General features: G+C 65.9%; 19 protein-coding genes. 8 read left to right on the top strand and 11 right to left on the bottom strand.

The genetic code is table 11. From position 1 onward, the window contains the following. The 4 genes from SB764_RS21445 to SB764_RS21430 all read right to left on the bottom strand — a co-directional run bounded on the left by SB764_RS21445 (nt 1) and on the right by SB764_RS21430 (nt 4,019). Nucleotides 1-1,284 carry a citrate synthase gene (locus SB764_RS21445; RefSeq protein WP_065057914.1) on the bottom strand — a complete coding sequence of 428 codons (1,284 nt, stop codon included), beginning with the start codon at nt 1,282-1,284 and terminating at the stop codon, nt 1-3. Between the two features lie 104 nt (nt 1,285-1,388). After that, nucleotides 1,389-1,799, bottom strand: coding sequence for a VOC family protein (locus SB764_RS21440; protein ID WP_065057915.1), 411 nt, complete (start codon nt 1,797-1,799; stop codon nt 1,389-1,391). A gap of 45 nt (nt 1,800-1,844) precedes the next feature. Beyond that, complete coding sequence (locus tag SB764_RS21435) at nt 1,845-3,167, bottom strand: MFS transporter (RefSeq protein WP_074986552.1); 1,323 nt, start codon at nt 3,165-3,167, stop codon at nt 1,845-1,847. Nucleotides 3,168-3,236: 69 nt separating this feature from the next. Beyond that, the gene (locus SB764_RS21430) at nt 3,237-4,019 is read right to left on the bottom strand and encodes an SDR family oxidoreductase (RefSeq protein ID WP_124261614.1); all 783 of its coding nucleotides are present in this window, start codon (nt 4,017-4,019) and stop codon (nt 3,237-3,239) included. A 325-nt stretch (nt 4,020-4,344) separates the two neighbouring features. Between SB764_RS21430 and SB764_RS21425 the strand changes: the two genes are divergently transcribed. The 6 genes from SB764_RS21425 (at nt 4,345) to SB764_RS21400 (ending at nt 11,330) form a co-directional block, all read left to right on the top strand. After that, nucleotides 4,345-5,307: a 2-hydroxyacid dehydrogenase gene (locus SB764_RS21425; RefSeq protein WP_065057854.1), complete on the top strand. Its 963-nt coding sequence runs from the start codon at nt 4,345-4,347 to the stop codon at nt 5,305-5,307. A 444-nt stretch (nt 5,308-5,751) separates the two neighbouring features. After that, nucleotides 5,752-7,278 carry a sugar ABC transporter ATP-binding protein gene (locus tag SB764_RS21420; RefSeq protein ID WP_234774861.1) on the top strand — a complete coding sequence of 509 codons (1,527 nt, stop codon included), beginning with the start codon at nt 5,752-5,754 and terminating at the stop codon, nt 7,276-7,278. Beyond that, nucleotides 7,275-8,213 (top strand): ABC transporter permease, encoded by a 939-nt coding sequence (locus SB764_RS21415; protein ID WP_065057855.1) that lies wholly within the window; start codon nt 7,275-7,277, stop codon nt 8,211-8,213. The genes SB764_RS21420 and SB764_RS21415 overlap by 4 nt, the downstream gene beginning before the upstream one ends. Further along, nucleotides 8,210-9,220, top strand: a complete 1,011-nt coding sequence (locus SB764_RS21410; RefSeq protein ID WP_410864798.1) for an ABC transporter permease — start codon at nt 8,210-8,212, stop codon at nt 9,218-9,220. The genes SB764_RS21415 and SB764_RS21410 overlap by 4 nt, the downstream gene beginning before the upstream one ends. A gap of 124 nt (nt 9,221-9,344) precedes the next feature. After that, complete coding sequence (locus tag SB764_RS21405) at nt 9,345-10,247, top strand: SMP-30/gluconolactonase/LRE family protein (RefSeq protein ID WP_065057857.1); 903 nt, start codon at nt 9,345-9,347, stop codon at nt 10,245-10,247. 54 nt (nt 10,248-10,301) lie between these two features. Beyond that, on the top strand, nt 10,302-11,330 hold the full coding sequence (locus SB764_RS21400) for an ABC transporter substrate-binding protein (RefSeq protein ID WP_321905241.1): 1,029 nt from the start codon (nt 10,302-10,304) through the stop codon (nt 11,328-11,330). A 113-nt stretch (nt 11,331-11,443) separates the two neighbouring features. Here SB764_RS21400 and SB764_RS21395 read toward each other — a convergent pair whose 3' ends face one another. Genes SB764_RS21395 through SB764_RS21385 form a run of 3 tightly spaced genes read right to left on the bottom strand, consistent with a single transcriptional unit; the run spans nt 11,444 to nt 15,389 of the window. Then, a complete protein-coding gene (locus SB764_RS21395; RefSeq protein ID WP_410864795.1) occupies nt 11,444-12,373 on the bottom strand; it encodes a dihydrodipicolinate synthase family protein in 930 nt (309 codons plus the stop codon). Nucleotides 12,374-12,416: 43 nt separating this feature from the next. Then, entirely contained in the window at nt 12,417-13,997 is a 1,581-nt protein-coding gene (locus SB764_RS21390) for a UxaA family hydrolase (RefSeq protein WP_373681582.1), read from the bottom strand. Between the two features lie 30 nt (nt 13,998-14,027). Further along, nucleotides 14,028-15,389 carry an MFS transporter gene (locus SB764_RS21385; protein WP_410864793.1) on the bottom strand — a complete coding sequence of 454 codons (1,362 nt, stop codon included), beginning with the start codon at nt 15,387-15,389 and terminating at the stop codon, nt 14,028-14,030. A 235-nt stretch (nt 15,390-15,624) separates the two neighbouring features. Here SB764_RS21385 and SB764_RS21380 point away from each other — a divergent pair, with 235 nt between their 5' ends. Then, the gene (locus SB764_RS21380) at nt 15,625-16,356 is read left to right on the top strand and encodes a GntR family transcriptional regulator (protein WP_080180332.1); all 732 of its coding nucleotides are present in this window, start codon (nt 15,625-15,627) and stop codon (nt 16,354-16,356) included. A 27-nt stretch (nt 16,357-16,383) separates the two neighbouring features. On the opposite strand, the gene SB764_RS21375 is transcribed toward SB764_RS21380, so the two are convergent. From SB764_RS21375 to SB764_RS21360, 4 genes are all read right to left on the bottom strand, one after another. Then, complete coding sequence (locus tag SB764_RS21375) at nt 16,384-17,391, bottom strand: helix-turn-helix domain-containing protein (RefSeq protein WP_110326481.1); 1,008 nt, start codon at nt 17,389-17,391, stop codon at nt 16,384-16,386. Nucleotides 17,392-17,529: 138 nt separating this feature from the next. Continuing rightward, on the bottom strand, nt 17,530-18,030 hold the full coding sequence (locus SB764_RS21370) for a hypothetical protein (RefSeq protein ID WP_321942031.1): 501 nt from the start codon (nt 18,028-18,030) through the stop codon (nt 17,530-17,532). Nucleotides 18,031-18,250: 220 nt separating this feature from the next. Next, complete coding sequence (locus SB764_RS21365; protein WP_321901011.1) at nt 18,251-18,772, bottom strand: hypothetical protein; 522 nt, start codon at nt 18,770-18,772, stop codon at nt 18,251-18,253. A 49-nt stretch (nt 18,773-18,821) separates the two neighbouring features. Next, entirely contained in the window at nt 18,822-19,829 is a 1,008-nt protein-coding gene (locus SB764_RS21360) for a GlxA family transcriptional regulator (protein ID WP_321891142.1), read from the bottom strand. Nucleotides 19,830-20,097: 268 nt separating this feature from the next. On the opposite strand from SB764_RS21360, the gene SB764_RS21355 reads away from it, so the two are divergent. Next, nucleotides 20,098-21,090, top strand: a complete 993-nt coding sequence (locus SB764_RS21355; RefSeq protein ID WP_065057865.1) for a helix-turn-helix domain-containing protein — start codon at nt 20,098-20,100, stop codon at nt 21,088-21,090. The last annotated feature ends 334 nt before the right edge of the window (nt 21,091-21,424 follow it).

Below are 21,424 nucleotides of genomic sequence, written 5' to 3'. Positions count from 1 at the left end.
TCAGCTGCCGGCGACCTTGAACAGCCGGTTCTTCTGTAGCGTCTTTTCGTCGGGCGTGGTGCTTTTGCTCCGGCGCGGCGCAAGCGTTTTCGCGGCAGGATCGGCCACGCCCGCTTCTTCGAGCGGCGGCCCGGTATAGCGTCCGCGCGGACGGATCACCTTGCCCACCCGCAGTTGCTCGATGCAATGCGCGAGCAGCCCCACGCAGCGCGCCGTGGCGAACAGCGCGAACGCGGTGTCGCGCGGCAGATCGAGTTGCGCGGCGAGCGTCGCCAGCGCCACGTCGATGGTCGGCTTGAGGCCGGTGAGCTTCACCACCTTGGCGATGAACGCCGCGAGTTCCGGCGGCGGATCGAGCGCGTCGAGCAGCGCTTCGGCGCGCGGGTCGCCGTCCGGATAGAGGTGATGGCCGAAGCCCGGCAGCGGAATCGCCGAGCGCAGATGATGCGTGACGACCTGATCCGCGCCCAGCCGGTTCACGTCGTCGAAGACGGCGCGCACGCGCCCGGAGGCGTCGCCGTGCAGCGGCCCCGAAAAGGTCGCGAGACCCGTGAGCAGGCAGCCGGGCAGCGATGCGCCGGTGGAGGCCGTGATGCGCGCGGCAAACGCCGAACTCGTGATCTCGTGGTCGGCGACCAGCACCATCGCCTTGCGGATCAGCTCCGCGCCGGATGCGTCTTGTCCCCAGCCTTGTGCGAGCCGTGCGTGGATCGGCGTGCCTGCGCCTCCTTCACGCGTGTCGCCGCACGCACCGAAGGCCCGCGCGACGGTCGCGACCAGTTGACCGGCTTCGGCATGCAGGGCCGCGTCCGTGCGCCCGAGCGTGGAATGGCCGTTGGCCGCGAGCGCGGCGAGCGACGTGAACGCGCATTGGCGACCGCGCGTTTCGCCCTGTAGCGCCGGGCCGTCGTCGTCGAAGGGGAACGAGACGGGCGCGCGCGCGTTCCAGAGCAGCGTGGCGACGTCCTCCAGCGTGGCGTGCTGCGCGAGCGCGATGGTGTCGCGTCCGCGATAGTACGGATGCCCTTTCGCGAAGGTGGTGATGCCGCTATAGATGCACGGTTCCGCGCCGAAGATCGTGCCCGCCGCGAGCGCCTCGCGCTTGCGGCCGACCTGCTTCTTGCGGCACAGTCGCGCGACGTCGTCGGCGCGATAGAGGCTTTTGCGCGGATCGTGCGGATCGGGCATCACGGCGATATTGCCGCGGCTCGCGTAGGCGTAGACGGTTTGCGCTTGCACGCCGAGCTGGCGGGCGGCTTCGGCCAGAGTGATCCAGTTTCGCATGTGAAAACAGGGAACGACGTAGTGAAAACGATGCGGGAGCGACGCGATAAGCGATGCAGGAAGCGCAGCGCGCGCCGTCGACATCGTCCCATCTTGCAGGCTTTCTAGCGAAAAGTCATCTCGGCGGGGCGGCGCTCCAGCACCTCGACGAGCACTTCGCCCGGCGCGCGCACGAAGCAAGCGCGCACGCCGGGCCGGATCTGGCGCACCGGCTCGACGATCTGCGCCTCGCAGCACGTGAGATGGGCGAAGGCCGCGTCGATATCGTCCACGGTCACGCCGAAATGGTCGATGCCTTCGCGGCGCGTGCGCGGCTCGCTCGATTGAATCTGCGCAGGCGCGAGCGGCGTAATGAACAGATCGACACCGCCGACGCGCAAATCCACGCGCCCAGGCCGCCGCACGATTTCGGCGTTCAGGCAGCGCGCGAACCAGGCGGCCGTGGCTTCGGCGTCGGCGGAACAGAGTTGCAGATGATCCCATCGGCATTCGACGGGCGATGACAGGTTCGACATGCGCGACTCCAGTGGGTTTGCGTTTGCGTGTACGTGTTCGTGCATTTATTCGAGTTCGATGCGGGAGAGCTTGCCGAGCAGCACGGAATACGAAAGCGTGCCGACGAGGCAGATCGCGCCCATCAGATTCAGCGCCCAGTAGAAGTGCCCCGTGTGCTGCGTGATATAGCCGATCATGAGCGGCGTGGTGACGCCCGCGATATTGGCGGCGAGACTGGTGATGCTGCTCGTCAGGCCCACATACTGACGCGGCGCGATTTCGGCCACGGCGGCCCACGACATCGAGCCCACGCCCTGCGCGAAGAACGCGACGGTCAGCACGGCGATCACGAGTTCGTTCGACTCGACGAAATTCACCAGCACGATCGACGCGCCCAGCAAGGTGCCGACGATCAGCGGCGCCTTGCGCGCGGCGGACACCGACACGCCGCGGCGGATGCAGAAGTCCGAAATGAAGCCCGCGCTGAGAATGCCGACCGTCGCGCCCAGAAACGGCAGCGCCTGGAAAATGCCGACCTTGATCATCGACATGTGGCGCGCTTCGACCAGATAGGTCATGAACCACGTCGTGAAGAAAACGAGCAGCGTGTTGTTGCAGAACTTGCCGAGACAGATGGCGAGAATCTGGCGATAGCCGAGCAGTTTGAGCGCCATGCGCCAGTTGAACTTGTCGCGCGGTTTGCGCGAAGCGGGCGTGACGCCGCCGTTGATGTGCTGCAATTCGGCGGCGTTCACGGCGCGATGCCGGGCCGGATCGCGATAGGTGCGATACCAGAGCGCGCTGAACAGAATGCCGAATCCGCCCGTCACGAAGAAGACCGTGCGCCAGCCGTACATCGACGAAATCCACAACAGCAGCCCCGTGAACAGCGGCGTGCCGATGTACTGCCCCATCACGTAGACGCTGGTGGCGAAACCGCGTTCCTGCACTGGAAACCAGAGCGTGACGGCGCGTGTGTTCGACGGAAACGCGGGCGTTTCGAGCGCGCCCATCGCGAGGCGCGAACCGAGCAGCATGTGATAGCCGTTCGCGAAGCCCTGAGTGAGCGTCGCGAACGACCAGCCCACCAGCGAGAGCGCATAGGCGAGACGCGAGCCGAGCACGTCGGTGAGCACGCCGCCCGGCACGAGCGCGATCGAATAGGCGAGGCCGAATGCGGCGAACAACTCGCCCATCTGCATCTTGTTCAGGCCGAGATCCTTCGAGAGCGAAGGCGCGACGATGCCGAGCGCCGAGCGGTCGACGTAATTCAGAATGGTCGCGATCAGCAGCATCGAGAGCACGGCATAGCGGACTTTCGTGCGCTTCTCGCTCTGCGACCAGGCGGGCGTGCCGGCGGGTAACGGTTGTTCCTCTGCGTATTTCATCGGTGTCTCCATGTCAGGCGGCTTTTGTTATGAGGTCCATGTGAATGGACCGGCCTGCAGCGATTGCGGCTAGCCGCGGCCGACGAAAGGCATCGTGGTGGCCATGATCGTCATGTCGAGAATGTTGGCCTCGGGCGGCAGCATCGCCATATGCACGACCGCGTTCGCCACATGCGCGACATCCATGCGCGCTTCCGGCGCCATGCGTCCGTCGGCCTGCATGACGCCCTGATTCATGCGCTCCGTGAGCGGCGTCGCCGCGTTGCCGATATCGATCTGCCCGCATGCGATGTTGTACGCGCGGCCGTCGAGCGCGATCGAGCGCGTGATGCCGGTCACGGCATGCTTGGTCGCCGAATACGCGATCGTGTGCGGACGCGGCGAATGCGCGGAGATCGAACCGTTATTGATGATGCGTCCGCCTTGCGGCGTTTGCGCTTTCATCTGCCGATACGCGGCGCGCGCGCACAGAAACACGCCTGTGAGATTGGTGGCGACCACGTCGTTCCAGAGATCGGGTTCGTAGTCTTCGAGCGGCACCGCGCCCGCGTTGCGGCCCGCATTGTTGAAGAGCACGTCGAGACGGCCGAAGCGGTGCGCGATCTGCGCGAAGGCGCGATCGACGGAATCGGCTTGCGTGACGTCGGCGCAAAAGGGTTCAGCCTCGCCGCCTGCGAGGCCGATGGCTTCGCGCGTTTCCAGCAAGGGTTCGATGCGGCGGCCAATCAGCGCGACGCTGAAGCCGGCCTGGGCGAGCGCGATGGCGCTGGCGCGGCCGATGCCGGAGCCCGCGCCCGTGACGGCGGCGATGCGCTTTGAAGCGGATGGCGAAGCAGGATGCGAAGCAGACATTTCCCGTCCTCTGGTCGATTCGGTTGAACACGGAAAAAGGATTGCATTCGCCTGACACGGCCAGCAATCTTGATTCGCTCAATCAACATCAGAGAGCCTGCTGGCCGGGGCGCCCATCAGGGAATGTCCCGATGCGGCGTGCGCAATTCTTGCGCGGTATGAGGCCGCTAAAAGCCCCATGAAATAGGGCGCAAAGCGAGACGGCATGCACAACACGAAGCCCAACGGCGTGCGCGCCGCATAAGTTGATTGATCGAATCAAGATTGACGCGCCGGTGTGCGGCTTCGTAGTCTCTCGTCGTCATTCGACCCAAAGGAAAGCACGATGCCGGACACTCAACGCACCCGATTGCTCATCGCACGCAAGGTCCCCGCGGCCGTGGCGAAACGCGCGGAAACCGAATTTCACGCCTACGTGACCGACGCCGACATGGACGCGTGGTCCGTGGTCGAGTTCTGCACGAAGCACGCGTTGCCCGCCGTGCTGATCGGCAAGAAGTCGGGCTTGCAGGCCGAGCACATCGCTGCGTTGCCGCCGACGCTGAAGATCGTCGCGAACGCGAGTGCGGGCGTCGATCATATGGACGTGGCGGCGGCGCACGCACGCGGCATCGTCGTGACCAACGCGCCCGATGCGTTGACCGAATGCACCGCCGATTTCACGATGCTGCTCGTGCTGGCGGCCTGCCGCCGCGCCTCGGAATACGAGCGCATCATGCGCGCGGGCTGGGGCAAATCGTTCGGCATGACCGACATGCTCGGCACGCGCGTGAACGGCAAGACGCTCGGCATCGTCGGCTTCGGACGGATCGGGCGCGCGGTCGCGCGGCGCGCGCAAGGGTTCGGCATGCGCGTGATCTATACGGATATCCAGCGCGCGGCGCCTGCGCTCGAAAACGGCGCGACGTATTACGAAAGTCTCGACGCCATGCTGCCGCACAGCCAGGTACTGACGCTGCACGTGCCCGGCGGCGGCGCGCCGCTGATGACGGCGCGCGAGTTCGGACGCCTGCCGCAAGGGGCGATCTTCGTGAATGCGGCGCGCGGCGGTCTCGTCGATGAAGACGCGCTGTATGCGGCGCTGACGTCGGGACAACTGCGCGGCGCGGGCCTCGATGTCTATCGCGGCGAGCCGAACGTCGATCCGCGTTTCGCCACGCTCGACAACGTGTTTCTCACGCCGCACATGGCGAGCGCGACCGTGGAAACGCGCGACCAGATGGGCTTTACCGCGCTCGATAACGTCGCGGCCGTGCTCGACGGCGCGAGCGCGCTGAATCCGGTTTAAGCCTCGGCAGGACACTCGCCGCCGTGCAATGCGGCGGCGAGGCGGCAAGACTGCCGCGTGATCCCACTATGTCGGATCGAGCCGCGACCCTCGCGCGGCGGCTGCTATCTAAACAGATCGCGAAAGCGATATCGAAACGGATATCGAAAGCGTCCGGATTTTCATTAGATCGATATCGCTCCGGTCCTTAGACTCGGACGGCGGCTTCTTTTAACCGCCGCGCATCGCTTTCTTCACTGTTCGTCTGCCCGCGCGCCGCGCTGCCGGTGCCTCGTCCAGGGGCAAATCCCTATGGGTCAGGTGTTTTGCGCAACATTAGTATATTAGAAAGCCTCCATCGCCCAGATGGAGAACAAGCATGGAGACCTGCGTCGCCGGGATCGACCAATTGGTCGCGACCCGGGCAGACGCCCGCCGCGAAGCGATTTTCGGAGCACGGATGTGATCGATAACATCGAGTCGAAACAAAGCGCGTCCCCCCTCATACGTTTTTCCGGCATCGGCAAGTCCTTCGGCAATGTGAGGGCCTTGTCCGATATCGATTTCGATTTTCTCGCGGGCGAGTGCGTCGGCATCGCCGGGCATAACGGCGCGGGCAAATCCACCTTGATGGCGGTGCTCGCGGGCGTCTATACGCCGACCGACGGCCGCATCGAGACGCACGGCACGCCCGCGCCGCACTACGACGCCGACGCCGCGCGTCTCGCAGGCGTGCGCTGCGTGTTCCAGGAACTGTCGCTCTGCCCGAACCTGAGCATCGCGGAAAACATGTGCGTCGTGCATCCGCGACTGCGTGGACGCGGCTGGCGCAAACGCGCGAGCACGCTCATGCGCGACAAGCTCGCCGAGATCTTTCCCGGCTGCGGCCTGAGCGGCGCGGAACTGGTTTCGGACCTCACGCTCACGCAGCGGCAAATGGTGGAGATCGCGCGCGCGTTCACGGAAACCGACACGCCCGTGCGCCTCGTGATTCTCGACGAACCCACGTCGAGTCTCGACGCGCACACGGCCGAGCAACTGCTCGACTACGTGCGCAAGGCCAACGCGCGCGGCGTGACCTGTCTGCTCGTCACGCACATGCTCGGCGAAATCGAGCGCGTGGCGGATCGCGTGATGGTGATGCGCGACGGCAAACTCGTGCGCATTCTGCCGCGCGAAAACCTCACGCGCGACGCCATCATCCAGGCGATGGGACAGCACGTCGACGTGGCGAACGCGCCGCGCGACGATGCCGCCTCGCACACGGCGCGCGAGCAGGCCACGCGCGATTATCGCTGGGTGATCGGACCGCATCGGCGCGCGGAAATCGACGCGTCGCGCGGCGAAGTGATCGGCTTCGGCGGACTCGCGGGGCAAGGGCAGACCGAAACGCTGCTCGCCATCTACGACATCGCGCAGCGCGCCTCGCGCGACAGCGTGGCCTTCGTCGCGGGCGACCGCGCGCGCGACGGCGTGTTTCCGGTCTGGTCGATTGCGCAGAATCTCGACGTGCGCTGGCTCGGGCGCGGCGGCATGACGGCGCATGAAACCGCCGATAGCGCAGGCAGCGGCCATTCGAAAGGCCTCGGCTGGCTGATCGACTTCAAGGCCGCGCGCGCGCTGGTGGATACGTGGCGCGCGAAGATCGGCATTCGCGGCGCGTCGATGCAATCGAACATTCTCTCGCTCTCGGGCGGCAATCAGCAGAAGGTGCTGTTCGCGCGCGCGCTCGCCTCGAACGCCACGCTGATCCTCATGGACGATCCCACGCGCGGCGTCGATATCGGCACCAAGCGCGAAATCTACGCGCTCGTGCGCGCCGAAGCCGCGAAGGGCCGCACCTTCGTCTGGTATACGACCGAAAACGACGAACTCGCCTATTGCGACCGCACGTTCGTGTTCCGCTCGCGCCGCGTCACGCGCGTGCTGCACGCAGGCGAATGCACGGAAGACGCGCTGCTGGCGGCGAGCTTCGAGGAGCTGGCTGCATGAGTACCGTTCTGACCCAGGCGCGTTTGCGCACGATGCTGCCCGCCGTTTCGCTGTGCGCGGTGCTGGTGCCGATCCTCTTTCTGCAACCGGCCACGCTCAGCTATTTCGGCTCGAATCTGCTGCTCAATCTCGCCGTGCCGCTGGTGCTCGCGACGCTCGCGCAACTCGCGATCATCACCGTGAACGATCTCGATCTGTCGATCGGGCCGTTCGTGAGTCTCGTCGCGTGCATCGGCGCGACGATCCTTGATCAGCATCCGCTGCTCGGCATGCTTGCGCTCGCGGGTTGCGTCGCCGGTTACGCCGCGATCGGCGCGCTGATCGAGATTCGCCGCATTCCGTCGATCGTCGTCACGCTCGGGCTCTCGTTCGTGTGGAGTGGTCTCGCGATCGTGCTGCTGCCTTCGCCGGGCGGCAACAGCCCCGGCTGGCTCGGCTCGGCGATGAGCTTTCAGACGCCGCTCGTGGCCGCGCCCATCGTCTGGTCGGCGGTGATCGCCGTGGTCGCGCATTTTCTGCTGATGCGCAGTTCCGCGGGCGTGCGCAGCCGCGCGGTGGGCGGCAATCCGCGCGCGGTGAGCCGCTTCGGCTGGTCGCTCGTCGGTCGCCGCGCGCTGATGTACGGCGTAGCCGGCGTGTTCGGCGTGCTCTCGGGTCTCGCGCTGCTCGGCCTCACGACCTCTGCCGATGCGAACATCGCGCTGCGCTACACGCTGCTTTCGATCGCGGCCGTGATTCTCGGCGGCGGCGAATTCGTGGGCGGACGCGTGTCGGTGGTCGGCGCGGTGCTCGGCGCGATCACGCTCACGCTCGCGGCTTCGTTTCTCGCGTTTCTCAACATTTCGTCGGACTGGCAGGTCGGCATGCAGGGCGCGATCCTGATCGTCGTGCTGTCGCTGCGCGTCCTGCTTCAACGTAACGGAGAGCGCCAATGACGACGCCTCGTTCCGGCGGCGTCGCCGCCACGTCCGCCGATTCCGCCGAATCGACGCAAGCCGGCCTCGTCGCGCGCCTCAAGGCGCTCGACGCGCCGTGGGCCCTCTTGTTCGCGGGCGCGGTGCTGGTCTGGGCCGCGACGGTCGGTTTCTTCGGCTTGCCGGTGGCCGCCAACGTGCTCGAAACCGCGCTGGTCTACGGCATCTTCATGGTGCTCGTCGGGCTCGGCCAGATGCTCGTGATCACTTCGGGGACCGGCAACATCGACCTCTCGGTGCCGTCGACGATCGCGCTCGCGGGCGTGATCGGCATGCACGTGATGAACGGCAGCGACGCGCGCATCGCGCTCGGCATCGTCGCGGTGATCGGCGTGGGGCTCGCGGTCGGGCTCGCGAATTACGCGCTGATTCGCCTGCTGCGCATTCCGCCGATCATCGCCACGCTGTCGTCGAGCTTCATCATCCAGTCGGTGGCGATCACGCAGGGCGGCAATCTGCCCGCGCCGCCCGCCGCGCTCGGCAGCTTCGCAACCGGCCGTCTGCTGCACATTCCGTATCTCGCGCTGCTCGCCGTGGTGCTCTCGCTGCTGATCGCGCTGCTCATGCATCGCAGCGTGTACGGGCGGCGGCTCTCGGCGGTCGGCCAGAATGCGCGCGCCGCGTGGCTCGCGGGCGTGAACGTGCATCGCACGCGCTGCACGGCCTACGTGCTCTCGGCCATCATCGCCTCGCTCGCGGCCGTGTGTCTCGCAGCGGTGGCGGGCGGCGCGGCGCTCGACATGGGCGTCGAATACATGCTGATCTCGATTGCCGTGGTCGTGATCGGCGGCACGCTCGTGACGGGCGGCAAGGCGTCGATACTCGGCGTCTGGGGCGCGTCGATGTTCCTCTTCATGATGACGTCGATCCTCAACGCGGTCGGCGCGGATGCGGGCGTGCGCTCGCTCGTCTACGGCGTGCTCATCATCGCGGTCACGGCGGTCGCGGGCGGGCAGAAGCTGCGCTGACTACGCCTGACGACTCCTGATTACTCATCAGGATGCCTGAATAAACCGGATGTGCGCGGCGCAAGGATGCGCCTGCGCCGCTGCGCTTGCGCCCGCCATCTTCATCGAATAACAAGGAGACACCATGAACGCGCACGACCACGAAGTCCACGATCCGCGTTTTCGGCGGCTGATCCAGCCTAACGCGCTGTTGCAGAAGATCGCGGGCGACTGCCTGTGGACCGAAGGGCCGGTGTATTTTCCCGCGAGCGATATGCTCGTCTGGAGCGACATTCCGAACAACCGCATGATGCGCTGGGCGCCCGGCATGGGCGTGGGCGTGTTCCGCGCGAACGCGAATTTCAGCAACGGCAACACGCGCGACGGCGAAGGGCGGCTCGTGAGCTGCGAACACGGACGGCGCTGTATTTCGCGCACCGAACACGACGGCAGCGTAACCGTGCTGGCCTCGCATTACGACGGCAAGCGCCTGAATTCGCCGAACGATCTCGTGGTCGATTCGCAAGGCACGATCTGGTTCACCGATCCCGACTACGGCATTCTCAGCGACTACGAAGGCTTTCGCGCCGAGAGCGAGATCGGCGGCTGCCACGTGTATGCGTTCGTGCGCGGCGCGCCGGAACCGCGCCGCGTCGCCGACGACTTCGTCAAGCCGAACGGTCTCGCGTTCTCGCCCGACGAATCGACGCTCTATATCGCCGACTCGGGCGCGTCGCATGTCGAGAACGGTCCGCGCCATATTCGCGCGTTCGACGTGCGCGACGGACGGCTCATGAACAGCCGCATTTTCGTGACGATGGAGCAGGGCATTCCGGACGGCCTGCGCGTCGACGAACACGGCAACGTCTGGACCAGCGCCGCCGATGGCGTGCACTGCTATGCGCCGGACGGCACGCTGCTCGGCAAGATCCTGATTCCCGAAGCGGTCGCGAATCTCACGTTCGGCGGCCTCAATCGCAACTGTCTGTTCATCACGGCGACGACCTCGGTCTATTCGCTGCCGGTTGGCGTGCGCGGCGCGCGCTGAATCGACATCGCTGCATCCCGCAAGACAAGAACCCTTAAGAGGAGATGAAATTCGATGCGTAAATTGAGCTACATTGCCAGCGCGGTCGCGCTGATGAGCCTCGCGTTCGCGACGACGGGCGCGCACGCGCAGGTCTCGCAGACCAGCACCGCGACGAAGAAGATCGCGCTGTCGAACAACTACGCGGGCAACGCGTGGCGGCAGACCATGATCAAGGACTGGCAGACGGTGACGAACGAAGCGGTCGCGCAAAAGCGCGTCGCGGCGGCGCCCACCTTCACGACGGCCGAAAACCAGGTGACGGAACAGGCGCAGCAGATCCAGAACCTGATCCTGCAAGGCTATAGCGCGATCGTCGTCGATGCGGCCTCGCCCACGGCGCTCAACGGCGTCATCAAGCAGGCCTGCGCGGCGGGCATCGTCGTGGTCTCGTACGACGGCATCGTGACCGAGCCGTGCGCGTATCGCGTGTCGTTCGACTTCCATGCGTGGGGCGCGAATCAGGTCGACTATCTCGCGAAGCGTCTGAACGGCAAGGGCACGCTGCTCGAAGTGCGTGGTCTGGCGGGCGTGTCGGTCGACGAAGCGATTCACCAGGGCATCGTCGACGAACTGAAGAAGTATCCGGGCATGAAGATCGTCGCGAGCGTCAACGGCAACTGGACGCAGACGGTCGCGCAAAAGGCCGTGGCGGGCGTGCTGCCGACGCTGCCGAAGATCGACGGCGTGACGACCCAGGGCGACGATGGTTTCGGCACCGCGCAGGCATTCAAGGCCGCGGGCCGCCCGACGCCGATCATCGTGCTCGGCAATCGTTACGACGAACTCAACTGGTGGAAGAACCAGGCGGGTGCGGGCTATGAAACGACCTCGGTGTCGAATCCGCCGGGCGCGGTGACGGCGGCGTTCTGGGTCGCGCAGCAGGCGCTCGCGGGCAAGAAGATGCCGAAGGACATTCAGGTGCCGCTCGTGAGCGTGACGCGCGAGACGCTCGATGCGGAGCTTGCCAAACTGAAGCCGGGCGGCGTGAGCGACAAGCTGTATACGGTGGACGAAGCCGTGGCGGTGGTCGACAAGAAGTAAGCTTGAGCCGATGTGAAAAAGGCGCCGCGTTGACATACGTGGCGCCTTTTTTATTGTGTCGATGCGAGCTTGTTGCGGACTTGTCGAGGACTTATCGAGGACTTGTTGCAGACTTACTTACCCCAGCGCAGCACCAGCGGATCGAGCCGCTTCGCGACGCGCAGCAGACTCGCGCGCGTGGCCTCGGCCACGCCCGGCAGCGGCGCGCGCACGGCGTCCGAGGCGATCACGCCGCCGGCCTTCATCAGCACCTTCGCGGTCGCGATGCCGCCCTGGCGATTCTCGTGATTGATGAGCGGTAGCCAGCGCTCATACGCGTCCTCGGCGGCCTCGATCTGACCGGCGGCCCACGCGTCCACGATCTGGCGGATGCCGTCGGGATAGCCGCCGCCCGTCATTGCGCCGGTCGCGCCCGCTTCGAGGTCGGCGATCAGCGTGATCGCTTCTTCGCCGTCCCACGGACCGACGATTGCGTCGCCGCCCACGCGGATCAGCTCGCGCAGTTTCGACGCCGCCTGCGGCACTTCGATCTTGAAGTAGCTCACGTGCTCCAGTTCGTGCGCGAGGCGCGCGAGAAACGGCACGGAGAGCGTGGTGCCGCTCATCGGCGCATCCTGGATCATCACCGGGATCGTGACGGCCTCGGAGACCGCGCGGAAGAAGCCGTAGATCGCGGCCTCGCTCGCGCGCAGCGTCGCGCCGTGATACGGCGGCATGACCATCACCATCGCGGCGCCCGCATCCTGCGCGGTGCGGCTGCGTTCGGCGCACACGCGCGCGCTGAAATGCGAGGTCGTGACGATCACGGGCACGCGGCCCGCGACGTGTTCGAGCACGCAGCGCATGACGGTTTCGCGTTCGGCGTCGGTCAGCGAAAACTGCTCGGAGAAGTTCGCGAGGATGCACAGGCCGTTCGAGCCCGCGTCGATCATGAAGTCGGTGCAGCGGCGCTGGCCGTCGAGGTCGAGATCGCCGTTCTCCGTGAAGATGGTCGGCATGACCGGGAAAACGCCGCGATAAGGAGTAGGGGATGTCATGGTCATCGGTGATTGAGGCAGTCAGGCATGGATTGGGAGTGCGGGCGTTTCAGGTAATCGCACCGATCTGCCAGGGCACGAATTCGTTCTGACCGTAGCCATGCAGTTCGCTGCGCGTGCGCTTGCCCGAAGCGGCGTCGAGCATCATGCGAAAGAGCGTTTCGCCGAGCGTGTCGATGTCGTCGTGGCCGTCCACCACGCCGCCGCAATTCAGGTCGATGTCGTCGGATTGACGCTTCCAGAGCGCGCTATTCGTGGCGAGCTTCAGCGAAGGCGAGGGCGCGCAGCCATAGGCCGAACCGCGTCCCGTCGTGAAGCAGATCAGGTTCGCGCCGCCCGCAACCTGACCCGTCGCCGAGATCGGGTCGTAGCCGGGCGTGTCCATGAAGACGAGGCCTTTCGCGAGCACCGGCTGCGCGTATTCGTAGACGTCGACGAGATTCGTGCTGCCCGCTTTGGCGATGCCGCCGAGCGATTTTTCGAGCACGGTCGTGAGGCCGCCCGCCTTGTTGCCCGCCGAGGGATTGTTGTTCATCGACGCGTTGTGGCGCGCGCAATAGTCTTCCCACCAGCGGATGCGCGCGACCAGTTTGTCGCCGACTTCGCGCGTGATCGCGCGGCGCGTGAGCAGATGTTCCGCGCCGTAGATCTCGGGCGTTTCGGAGAGGATCGCGGTGCCGCCATGGCGCACCAGCCGGTCGACGGCCGCGCCGAGCACCGGGTTCGCGGTGATGCCCGAATAGCCGTCCGAGCCGCCGCATTGCAGGCCCACGGTCAGATGGCTCGCGCTCACGCGCTGACGCTGCACGTGATTCGCCGCGCCCAGCATTTCCTTGACGATCTCGATGCCCCTGGCGATGGTTTTCGCCGTGCCGCCGCTGTCCTGAATCGTGAAGGTGCGCAGGCCCGCGTGTTCCTTGAGGCCCTGCGTTTCGAGCAGACGCGGAATCTGGTTCGTCTCGCAGCCAAGGCCGATCACCAGCACGCCCGCGAAATTCGGGTGGCACGCGTAGCCGCCCAGCGTGCGTTGCAGCAGCTTGAGCGCTTCGCCTTCGGTGTCGACGGCGCAGCCCACGCCGTGCGTGAGCGCCACCACGCCGTCCACGTTCGGGAAAGCGGCGAGCGCTTCCGGATGAATGTCGCGGCGGAAATGATCGGCGATGGCGCGCGCGACCGTCGCCGAGCAGTTCACGGAAGTCAGAATGCCGATGTAGTTGCGCGTGGCGACTCGCCCGTCGGCGCGCACGATGCCGTCGAAGCTCGCGCGTTCGCTATCGGCGACGAATGCTGTCGCGCGCGCGCCTTCGCTGAACGCGTAGTCGCGCGCGAACTCGCCCATGTCGAGATTGTGCGTATGCACATGTTCGCCGGGCGCGATCGCCTGACGCGCGAAGCCAATGATCTGACCGTAACGATGCACGGGCGCGCCGGCCGCGATCGCGCGCGTGGCGACCTTGTGGCCCGGCGGAATCAGGCCGCTGACGCGCACGCCGTCGGCTTCGACGGGCATGCCGCCGATCAGTTGTTCGAGCGCGACGACGACATCGTCGGCGGGATGCAGGCGGATCACGCGCGCGGCGGCGGGTTGGGAAGCGTGCGTCGGCGGCATGGCGGAAGTGAGTGTGGACATGGTCGCAAGGTGAGTGAGTGCGCCGCGTGCTCAGTCGAGGCCGCGGTCGCGATAGTCGATGAGACTCGCGCAGACGGCGAGGCCGAACGCGGCGGCGACGAAGAACATCAGCGCGAGAAAATAGGTGCCGGTGGTCTGCACGATGATGCCGATCAGGATCGGCACCACCACGCCGACGATGTTGCCGGAGAAGTTCATCGCGCCCGCGAGCAGGCCGGCGCGCGACTGGCCGCCGAGCGTGGCCGGCACGCCCCAGAACATCCCGCACCAGCGGATGAAGAACAGCGCGATGGAGAGCAGCACGACCACGCTGACGAGGCCGGTGGCGTAGCTCACGGCGAGAATCGCGGCGGCCGAGGCGAGGCCCGCGAAGCCGAACATCGACTTCATCACGCGGTTCGGCTCGCCGCCCTTGGCGCGCCACGTGTCGGCGAGCCAGCCGCCGAACAGTTCGCCGATGAAGCCGCACAGGAAGATCACGAAGGTCGCGCCGCCCATCTGCTTGAGATCGAAGCCGTGCGCCTTGTGCAGATAGCTGGGCATCCACGTCATCAGGCCGTAGAACACGCTGTTGTAGCAGGCCCAGCTCGCGAACATGCAGAGCACCGAACGGTCGGCCAGCACGGCGCGCAGCGGCAGACGCTCGCGCGGCGCGTGTGCGCCCGTGCGTGCGCCCGTGTGACGCTGTGACGGGCGGCGCGCGCCTTCGACGTGCGCGAGTTCGGCGGCATTCACGCCCGGATGCTCGGACGGATGATTGCGGATGTACCACCACGCGATCACGCCCACGATCACCGTGCCCACGCCGGCCACCACGAAGGCGAGGCGCCACGAGCCGAGCCACGCGATCAGCCCGGTGATGATGATCGCGCCGAACGCGGAGCCGAGCGGCGCGCCGCCGTCGAGCAGCGCCGCGCCACGGCCGCGTTCGGACGGCGTGAGCCACGAACCGGCCAGCTTGGCGCCCGCGGGCATGATCGGCGATTCCGCCACGCCGAGGCCGAGCCGCGTGAGCAGCAGCGGAATCCAGTGGAAGCAGCCGGCGGCGACCGCCTGGCACGCGCCCCACGCGACCGTCGCCATGCCGACGAGATTGCGCGCCTTGAAGCGGTCGACCAGCAGGCCGCTCGGGATCTGCATCAGCGCGTAGGTCCAGAAGAACGCGCTCAGCAGCACGCCTTCGAGCGCAGGCGTGAGGTTGAATTCGGTCGAAATGAGCGGCAGCGCCACGGAAAGCGAGGCGCGGTCGATGTAGTTGATCGACGACAGCAACAGCAAGATCCAGAAAATGCGCCAGCGAACGGTGGTGGGCGCGGCGGCCCGGCTGTCTGCCATGGCCGCGGCGCGCGCGCTGCGGTCTCCTCCCGCCGTGGCGGTGTCTTCCAGTTGCATGGTGTCTCCTGTGGGGATCGACGCGGATTCCTGGCCGCGCTCAGTGCACTAGTGAATTAATATATTAGTTCTTCGATGATAGAAGAACCTGGCCGCGATCACAACGAAAGCGGGCGCGACCGAGGGAAATCCCTGGAGCGCCCGTCGGGCGGAGCCTAAAGAATTGGGACACTAATATACTGACGGGATGGTTCCGGCCCGCATGGCGGAACGCCCAGCGCAACCCATCCGAGATATGACAGAAAACCGCAACGAACCGGAGGCGTTCGTCGCCCGGCTCCTTCAGGCCGATTTCCAGCTGGACCGCGCGAACGCGCTATCCACGCAGCTTTACCAGTTGCTGCGCGACGCCATCGTGACGATGACGCTGCAACCCGACGACGTGATCTTCGAGCGCGCGCTGGCCGACGCGCTCGGCATTTCGCGCACGCCCGTGCGCGAGGCGCTGCTGCAATTGTCGCGCGAGGAACTGGTGCGCATCGCGGCGCAGTCGGGCACCTTCGTCGCGCCCGTGAAGCGCGAGCAGTTCGCGGAGAGCGCGCTGATCCGCAAAGTGCTGGAGACAGCGAGCATCCGCCGCGCCGCCGAGATCATCACGGCGCGCGAGCTTGAACAGCTGCACGACATTCAGGAAGCGCACCGCCGCGCGATTGCGCGCGATAACGCGGTGGCCGCGATCAGTTGCGACAACGCGTTTCATGCGACCGTTTGCGCGGCCGCGCGGCTGCCGCGCGTGCAGCAACTGGTGGAATTCGCGCGCGCGCCGATCGACCGCGTGCGTCACGTGACCGTGCGCGATCCCGTGGTCGCCGATGTCACGCTTCAGCAGCATCAGGCGATTCTCGAAGCGCTTGAGCGCCACGATCCCGACGCGGCGGAACGCGCGCTGCGCGATCACCTCGACGACGCGTTCGTGCGTCAGCAAGCGGCTTACGACGCGAACGTCGATCTGTTTCAGGGCCGTTGAACGCCGCGCGCCGCCGCACGCGTGCGATTACAGGGCGAATTGAAGCTCGCTGCGCGCGAGCGCGGGCGTCATGACACGGATCTGCTGAAGCGGCGTGCGGTCGGTCGGGGCGGTTTCGCGCATGCGCCGCTCGCGTTCCGCGGCGAACTGGCGGCGGTAGTCGGTCGGCGTCAGCTGAAAGTGATGGCGGAAGAGTTTGGACAATCCCGCGCCGCTGCCGATGCCGCAGCGGCGCGCGATTTTCTCGACGGGCAGATCGGTTTCCACCAGCAACTGGCAGATCGCCTTGATACGCAGATTCAGCACGTATTCCGAGGGCGTGAAGCCCGTCGCGGCCTTGAAGCGGCGCAGATAATTGCGCTCGCTCATGGCGGCGGCCTGCGCGGCGTCGCGAATGCTCATCGGTTTGTCGACGTGCGCTTCGAGCCAGCGGATCGAGGCGTTGATCCTGTCGTTTGCGAACGAGTTGAAAGCAGGCAGATCGGATAGCGGTCTGTTTGCATAGGTATCCGAATCATTGGCGCGCGTCGTGTGCGTGTCGCTGCGTTCGTCGTCGATCATGCTGCGTGCCGCAGCGATCAGATCGTGCGCAGCGTGAGTCGCATCGTGTGTCGTCACGCCCGCCGCGCGCAGGTGTTGCCGCGTCGATGCGGTCGCGATCACGCGTTCGCCGCTCGACTCCGCGCGCCGGAGCCAGGCGACGAGACGCGTATCTTTGAGCGCGGCCGCAAGCCCGCTGCCGCTCAGCACGAAGAACGCGTGGAAATCGCCTTGCGACGGCATCGCTTCGATACGCTCGGTCCAGACGAAGACCGAATTCGCGCTCGCAATCCGGCCGCCCGCGGCGGAGAACAGCACCACGTCGCAAGGCGCGGCGTTGCCGGGAACGGCAGGCGTGTTGTCCGCATCGGCGGGCTGGAACGCGTCGACGAGTCGCGACAACTCGGACAGCGCAAAGCCATTGAACAGCACGATGCCGATCGGCTTTTTCCGGATGGCGTGCGGCGTGGCGAACGGATGCGCAGGACAATACACGATCTGACTTCCCGAAAGAGTGAAGCGAGTGAGTGATGCAGAGAGCGAAGCGCGGCACGCGGACCGGACGCGCGCGGTCCGCGCAGGCGTTTTAGCGCTGCGCCAAAGGCGCAATCGAGCGGGGCGAGCGCCCCTGGCTCACGCTGCGTCGAGTTCGCCGCCGATCATTTCGAGCACGTGGTAGCGCAGTGCAAAATCACCCGACGACGTGGGCATCGCCGCCGCGCCGATCAGATGCGCGAGCCGGAACAGCGCAGCGCGCGGCGGCAGCGCGCCGGACGTCATCCACAAGCCGTCGCGCGTCGGCGGCAAGGCCTTCGCGTGACCGGCGAACAGCGCGATGGCCGCGCCGTCGGCCGGATCCATGCGCGCAATCGCGCGATTCGCGCCCATGCAATTCCAGCAGAACGTGGCGCCGGGCATCTGCGAAGGCTTGATCATATGCACGACCATGTGCGCACCGGGGCTGTCCGGCGCGAGCGCGATGCTCCACCCGATCAGGCCGTCGAGCGTGGGCAGCGCGTCGAGCCACGTCTGCGCGACGGCGGCATCGTAGCCCCATAAGCGGATGGAAATGCGCAGCGGCGCATGCGCAAGCGGGCGCGCGGAATCGGGCAGCGCGGCATCGCGACGATTCACGTTTCGTCCGCCGGTTTGACTGTGCTTCATCATGATGTGGTGAGTCCCGATTGCCTTGGAGAGTGCAGTTTGCAGCGCAAATCGGACAACGCGTGTCCGGATTGCCACACAATTCCAGAAATGAAATGACGAAATTGCCGCCGCGAATTGCGCTCCTTCCGGACACGCTTTGTCCGGCTGATACCCATTGGCCGACGCCTTGCCTGAACTGCCGCGCGTCCTAAATCAGTGTCGCCATATCCGCCGCCGCGAGCGCATAGCGAATCAGTCGGCGGTCGCCGGAATCGAGCGTGTCGGCGTGAAAGCGCAGCAGATCGCGCAGCGCGCCCGAGAGCCGTTTGGCGCGATGCGCGCCCGGATCGGCCATCGGCCACGCGTGCATCAAATAGGCGAGCGGAACGACGCGGCGGCTTTCGCACCAGCGCTCGAACAGCCGCGTGCAACAACGTTCGATATTGTCGAGCGCATTCGAAGCCTGGACGGGCAATCGCGAATCGACGTCAGATGCACGCATGGCAGGTTCACGTTCCAGTTGAGGTTCAGCGCCAGGATGGCGCGACAGTGCAACAGTGCGCCGTGCAGTTCGCGATGCCGATGGGCCGTTATGAGCGCCAGCCCACATTTCCCGCGCTTTCTGGTACTGACCGGCTTCACAGGCATCGTTGCGATCAGCAATCAATTTAGCAATCCAATATGACGCACGCGCCCGATTGGCTAAATCGCACCCGGTTTGGCCGATCACGACAATCGCGCGCACTCGGGCGCACGTGGGCGCAAAGCAGGCGACGCGATCAGCCCTTGTGCGAGGCCTGCATTTGCGCGCGGTAATCGGTGGGCGTGGTGTTCAAGCGCCGTCGCAGCAGTTTGGACAGCTGCGCGCCGCCGCGCAGGCCGCAACGGCGCGCGATTTTATCGACGGGCAGGCGCGTGTCGGCGAGCATTTTGCAGCACAGTTCGATGCGTGTCTGCTGAAGATAGTCGGACGGCGTCACGCCGGTTTCCGCCTTGAAACGGCGCTGGAAATTGCGGTTGCTCATCGAGGCGAATTTTGCCGCGTCGTCCGTGCTGATGTCGCGCGTGGCGTTGGTCTCCAGCCAGTGCGCCGCACGCTGGATCTGCTGACTGAGCGCCGCCACCGAGCGTTTGCCCGCGAGCGAGCAGAACTGCCAGCGCAGCGGCTGGCTTGCGCGGCGGCCGATGTCCTGCGCGATGGCCGCGCCGAGGTCGGCTTCGACCAGCGCGAGCGCGAGTTCGACCGGGCTCATGGCCGCGCCGCTGCGCTCGATGCCGTCGTGTTCCGCCATCGTGCGCGCCACCTGCGCGCGCAGCCACGCGGGGCGCGCCGCTTCTTCGTGCGCTCTGTCGTGTGCTTTGTCGTGTGCTTCACCGTCGGCGATGGCGAAAACCTTGTCGGCCAGTCCGACGAAGCGGTTCAGCGCCGCGCTCGCCGGTTCCTGCGCGGCGTCTTCGCGCGCGGGGTCGCCGGTCGCGACGAACACGGCATGGAAGGCCTCGGCGTGAGCGGGCGGTTCCGCGCGCGCGGTCTGCAGCCCGATCGACGACGCGCTGCGCACGACGCCGCCGTGCACGGAAAGCAGGCGCACGTCATAAGGCAACTCCGCCGTGGCGCCGCCGGCCCGCACCCGGTTCGCGAGATGCAGGATCTCGACGACCGCGCCGACCGGCAACAGCGCAAAACCGTCGCAAACCACGATGCCGATTTTTTTCGCGCGATGACGCCCGGCATTCGCTCGGGGCGTTGCATCGGGCGAAAGTTGTTGCAGCCCCGCATCCGCCATGTTCAGCCATCCTCCCGCCATCGTCGCGATGTCTCTGTGTGTTGGTCCGGCCGTGAGTCCGATTGCCGGTACATCATTGCCGGTGCATCTTAGTCAGCGCGAATCGAAAGGGCGCGGGCGTGGCCGATTGCAACCCATCCTGGGCGGATTCGCGCACATGGGCGAATCCGCCGAGCTGATGTTGAAAACCGACAGGGCCCGCAAGCGCGCGCCGCGACAACACTATGATGCGACGCGACGGGAGGCGAATTCATCCATGCAGAGTTCAATGACGCAGAAAGACGATCGAGCCGTGAATGCCGAGGTGGAAGCCGCCGGCCGCACCATCGGCGTGGTGCTGTTCGAAGGCTTCAGCTTCTTGATGATGAGCGTGATTTCCGATTTGTTCCGCTTCGCCAATGAAGCACACGCGGCGCGCTCGAATGGCGCGACGTTTTACGACGTGCGCTTTTTATCGCTCGACGGTGGGCAGATTCGTTCGTCGTCGTCGCTCGATGTGTGGACGCATGCGTGCGAGATGCATCGCGCGACGCGCTTTGACGTGCTGTTCATCGGCGATGGCGAAGGCGCGCGCCTTGCGGCGGCGCAGCCGCGCCTGTTGCGCTGGCTCGCGGCCACGCTGCCCGGCTGCCCGATGGTCGAAGCGTTCGCCGAAGGGCGCGAGGTGCTCGACGCCGCGCGCGCACGCGGCTGGCGCGATGGCGGATGCGGCCAGGCGACCGTGCGCGCGGCTGCCGACGCGTCGGACTGGGCCACGCCCACCACCACCGCGCTCGCGCGCGTGAAGCGCGATCTTGGCGTGCTCGTCGCGCACGAGGTGGCGAGCCGATTGTCGTCGGCGGGTGCGAGCGCGCTGAACTCGGTATTCGTGAAGGGCAGCGCCGCCTCGTCGACGCAACGCGTGCGCGCGGCCGTGCAGTGGTTCGAGGCGAATTGCACGCATGCCGTGCAGGTGTCCGACGTCGCGCGCATGGCGGCGATGAGCGAGCGGAATTTCCTGCGCTGCTTCAAGGTGGAAACCGGACTCACGCCGCTGAAATTCCTGTTGCGCGCGCGGCTTGAATTGACCTCGACGCTGCTCGTCTCGACCGACCTTTCGCTCGACGGTATCGCGAGGCGCTGCGGCTGGCGCGGCGGAGAAACCATGGCGCGCGTATTCGTAAAACGTTTTGCGTGCACGCCGGCGGAGTATCGCTTGCGCGCGCGCTCGCGCATGCCGAAAGCCACCGAATGCATTCCTGTCGTGCAGGGCGCGAACTGAATCTGTTCGGCAATCAACATAATTCACCGAATCGGATATTCACTCTCTATATAGATCCGCCAAAGGTCGCGCGACTTTGGTGCAAAATTGCATAAATGTGAATTGCCGATTCATCGCGCATAAGTAGAAGCCCGAATTGCAGGGTAATGCGCGCGGCGACGCACTCGGCTAAGCCTCGGGCAGGGCATGAAACATCAATGAAAACAAGGATTTCATGGCTGACTCGATGGTGCGATCCGCGCTGCTTCGGCAGCGGAATCTGGCGGATTTCAACCGGTTTTCTTATGCCAGGTCTTATCGGCAATATTGAAAAGGGAGGCAAACGTTTTCCCGA

This window comes from Paraburkholderia sp. SIMBA_027 (assembly GCF_046535315.1).
Classification (GTDB): Bacteria; Pseudomonadota; Gammaproteobacteria; order Burkholderiales; family Burkholderiaceae; genus Paraburkholderia; species Paraburkholderia tropica.
The sequence above is the reverse complement of the archived record's forward strand: the minus strand, read 5'-3'. Positions and strand labels throughout refer to the sequence as shown.

Excerpts from the sequence above, each read along its gene's own strand:
- SB764_RS21445 (WP_065057914.1), bottom strand. The coding sequence starts at position 1,284 with ATGCGAAACTGGATCACTCTGGCCGAAGCCGCCCGCCAGCTCGGCGTG.
- SB764_RS21440 (WP_065057915.1), bottom strand. The coding sequence starts at position 1,799 with ATGTCGAACCTGTCATCGCCCGTCGAATGCCGATGGGATCATCTGCAA.
- SB764_RS21435 (WP_074986552.1), bottom strand. The coding sequence starts at position 3,167 with ATGAAATACGCAGAGGAACAACCGTTACCCGCCGGCACGCCCGCCTGG.
- SB764_RS21430 (WP_124261614.1), bottom strand. The coding sequence starts at position 4,019 with ATGTCTGCTTCGCATCCTGCTTCGCCATCCGCTTCAAAGCGCATCGCC.
- SB764_RS21425 (WP_065057854.1), top strand. The coding sequence starts at position 4,345 with ATGCCGGACACTCAACGCACCCGATTGCTCATCGCACGCAAGGTCCCC.
- SB764_RS21415 (WP_065057855.1), top strand. The coding sequence starts at position 7,275 with ATGAGTACCGTTCTGACCCAGGCGCGTTTGCGCACGATGCTGCCCGCC.
- SB764_RS21410 (WP_410864798.1), top strand. The coding sequence starts at position 8,210 with ATGACGACGCCTCGTTCCGGCGGCGTCGCCGCCACGTCCGCCGATTCC.
- SB764_RS21405 (WP_065057857.1), top strand. The coding sequence starts at position 9,345 with ATGAACGCGCACGACCACGAAGTCCACGATCCGCGTTTTCGGCGGCTG.
- SB764_RS21400 (WP_321905241.1), top strand. The coding sequence starts at position 10,302 with ATGCGTAAATTGAGCTACATTGCCAGCGCGGTCGCGCTGATGAGCCTC.
- SB764_RS21395 (WP_410864795.1), bottom strand. The coding sequence starts at position 12,373 with ATGACCATGACATCCCCTACTCCTTATCGCGGCGTTTTCCCGGTCATG.
- SB764_RS21390 (WP_373681582.1), bottom strand. The coding sequence starts at position 13,997 with ATGTCCACACTCACTTCCGCCATGCCGCCGACGCACGCTTCCCAACCC.
- SB764_RS21385 (WP_410864793.1), bottom strand. The coding sequence starts at position 15,389 with ATGCAACTGGAAGACACCGCCACGGCGGGAGGAGACCGCAGCGCGCGC.
- SB764_RS21380 (WP_080180332.1), top strand. The coding sequence starts at position 15,625 with ATGACAGAAAACCGCAACGAACCGGAGGCGTTCGTCGCCCGGCTCCTT.
- SB764_RS21360 (WP_321891142.1), bottom strand. The coding sequence starts at position 19,829 with ATGGCGGATGCGGGGCTGCAACAACTTTCGCCCGATGCAACGCCCCGA.
- SB764_RS21355 (WP_065057865.1), top strand. The coding sequence starts at position 20,098 with ATGACGCAGAAAGACGATCGAGCCGTGAATGCCGAGGTGGAAGCCGCC.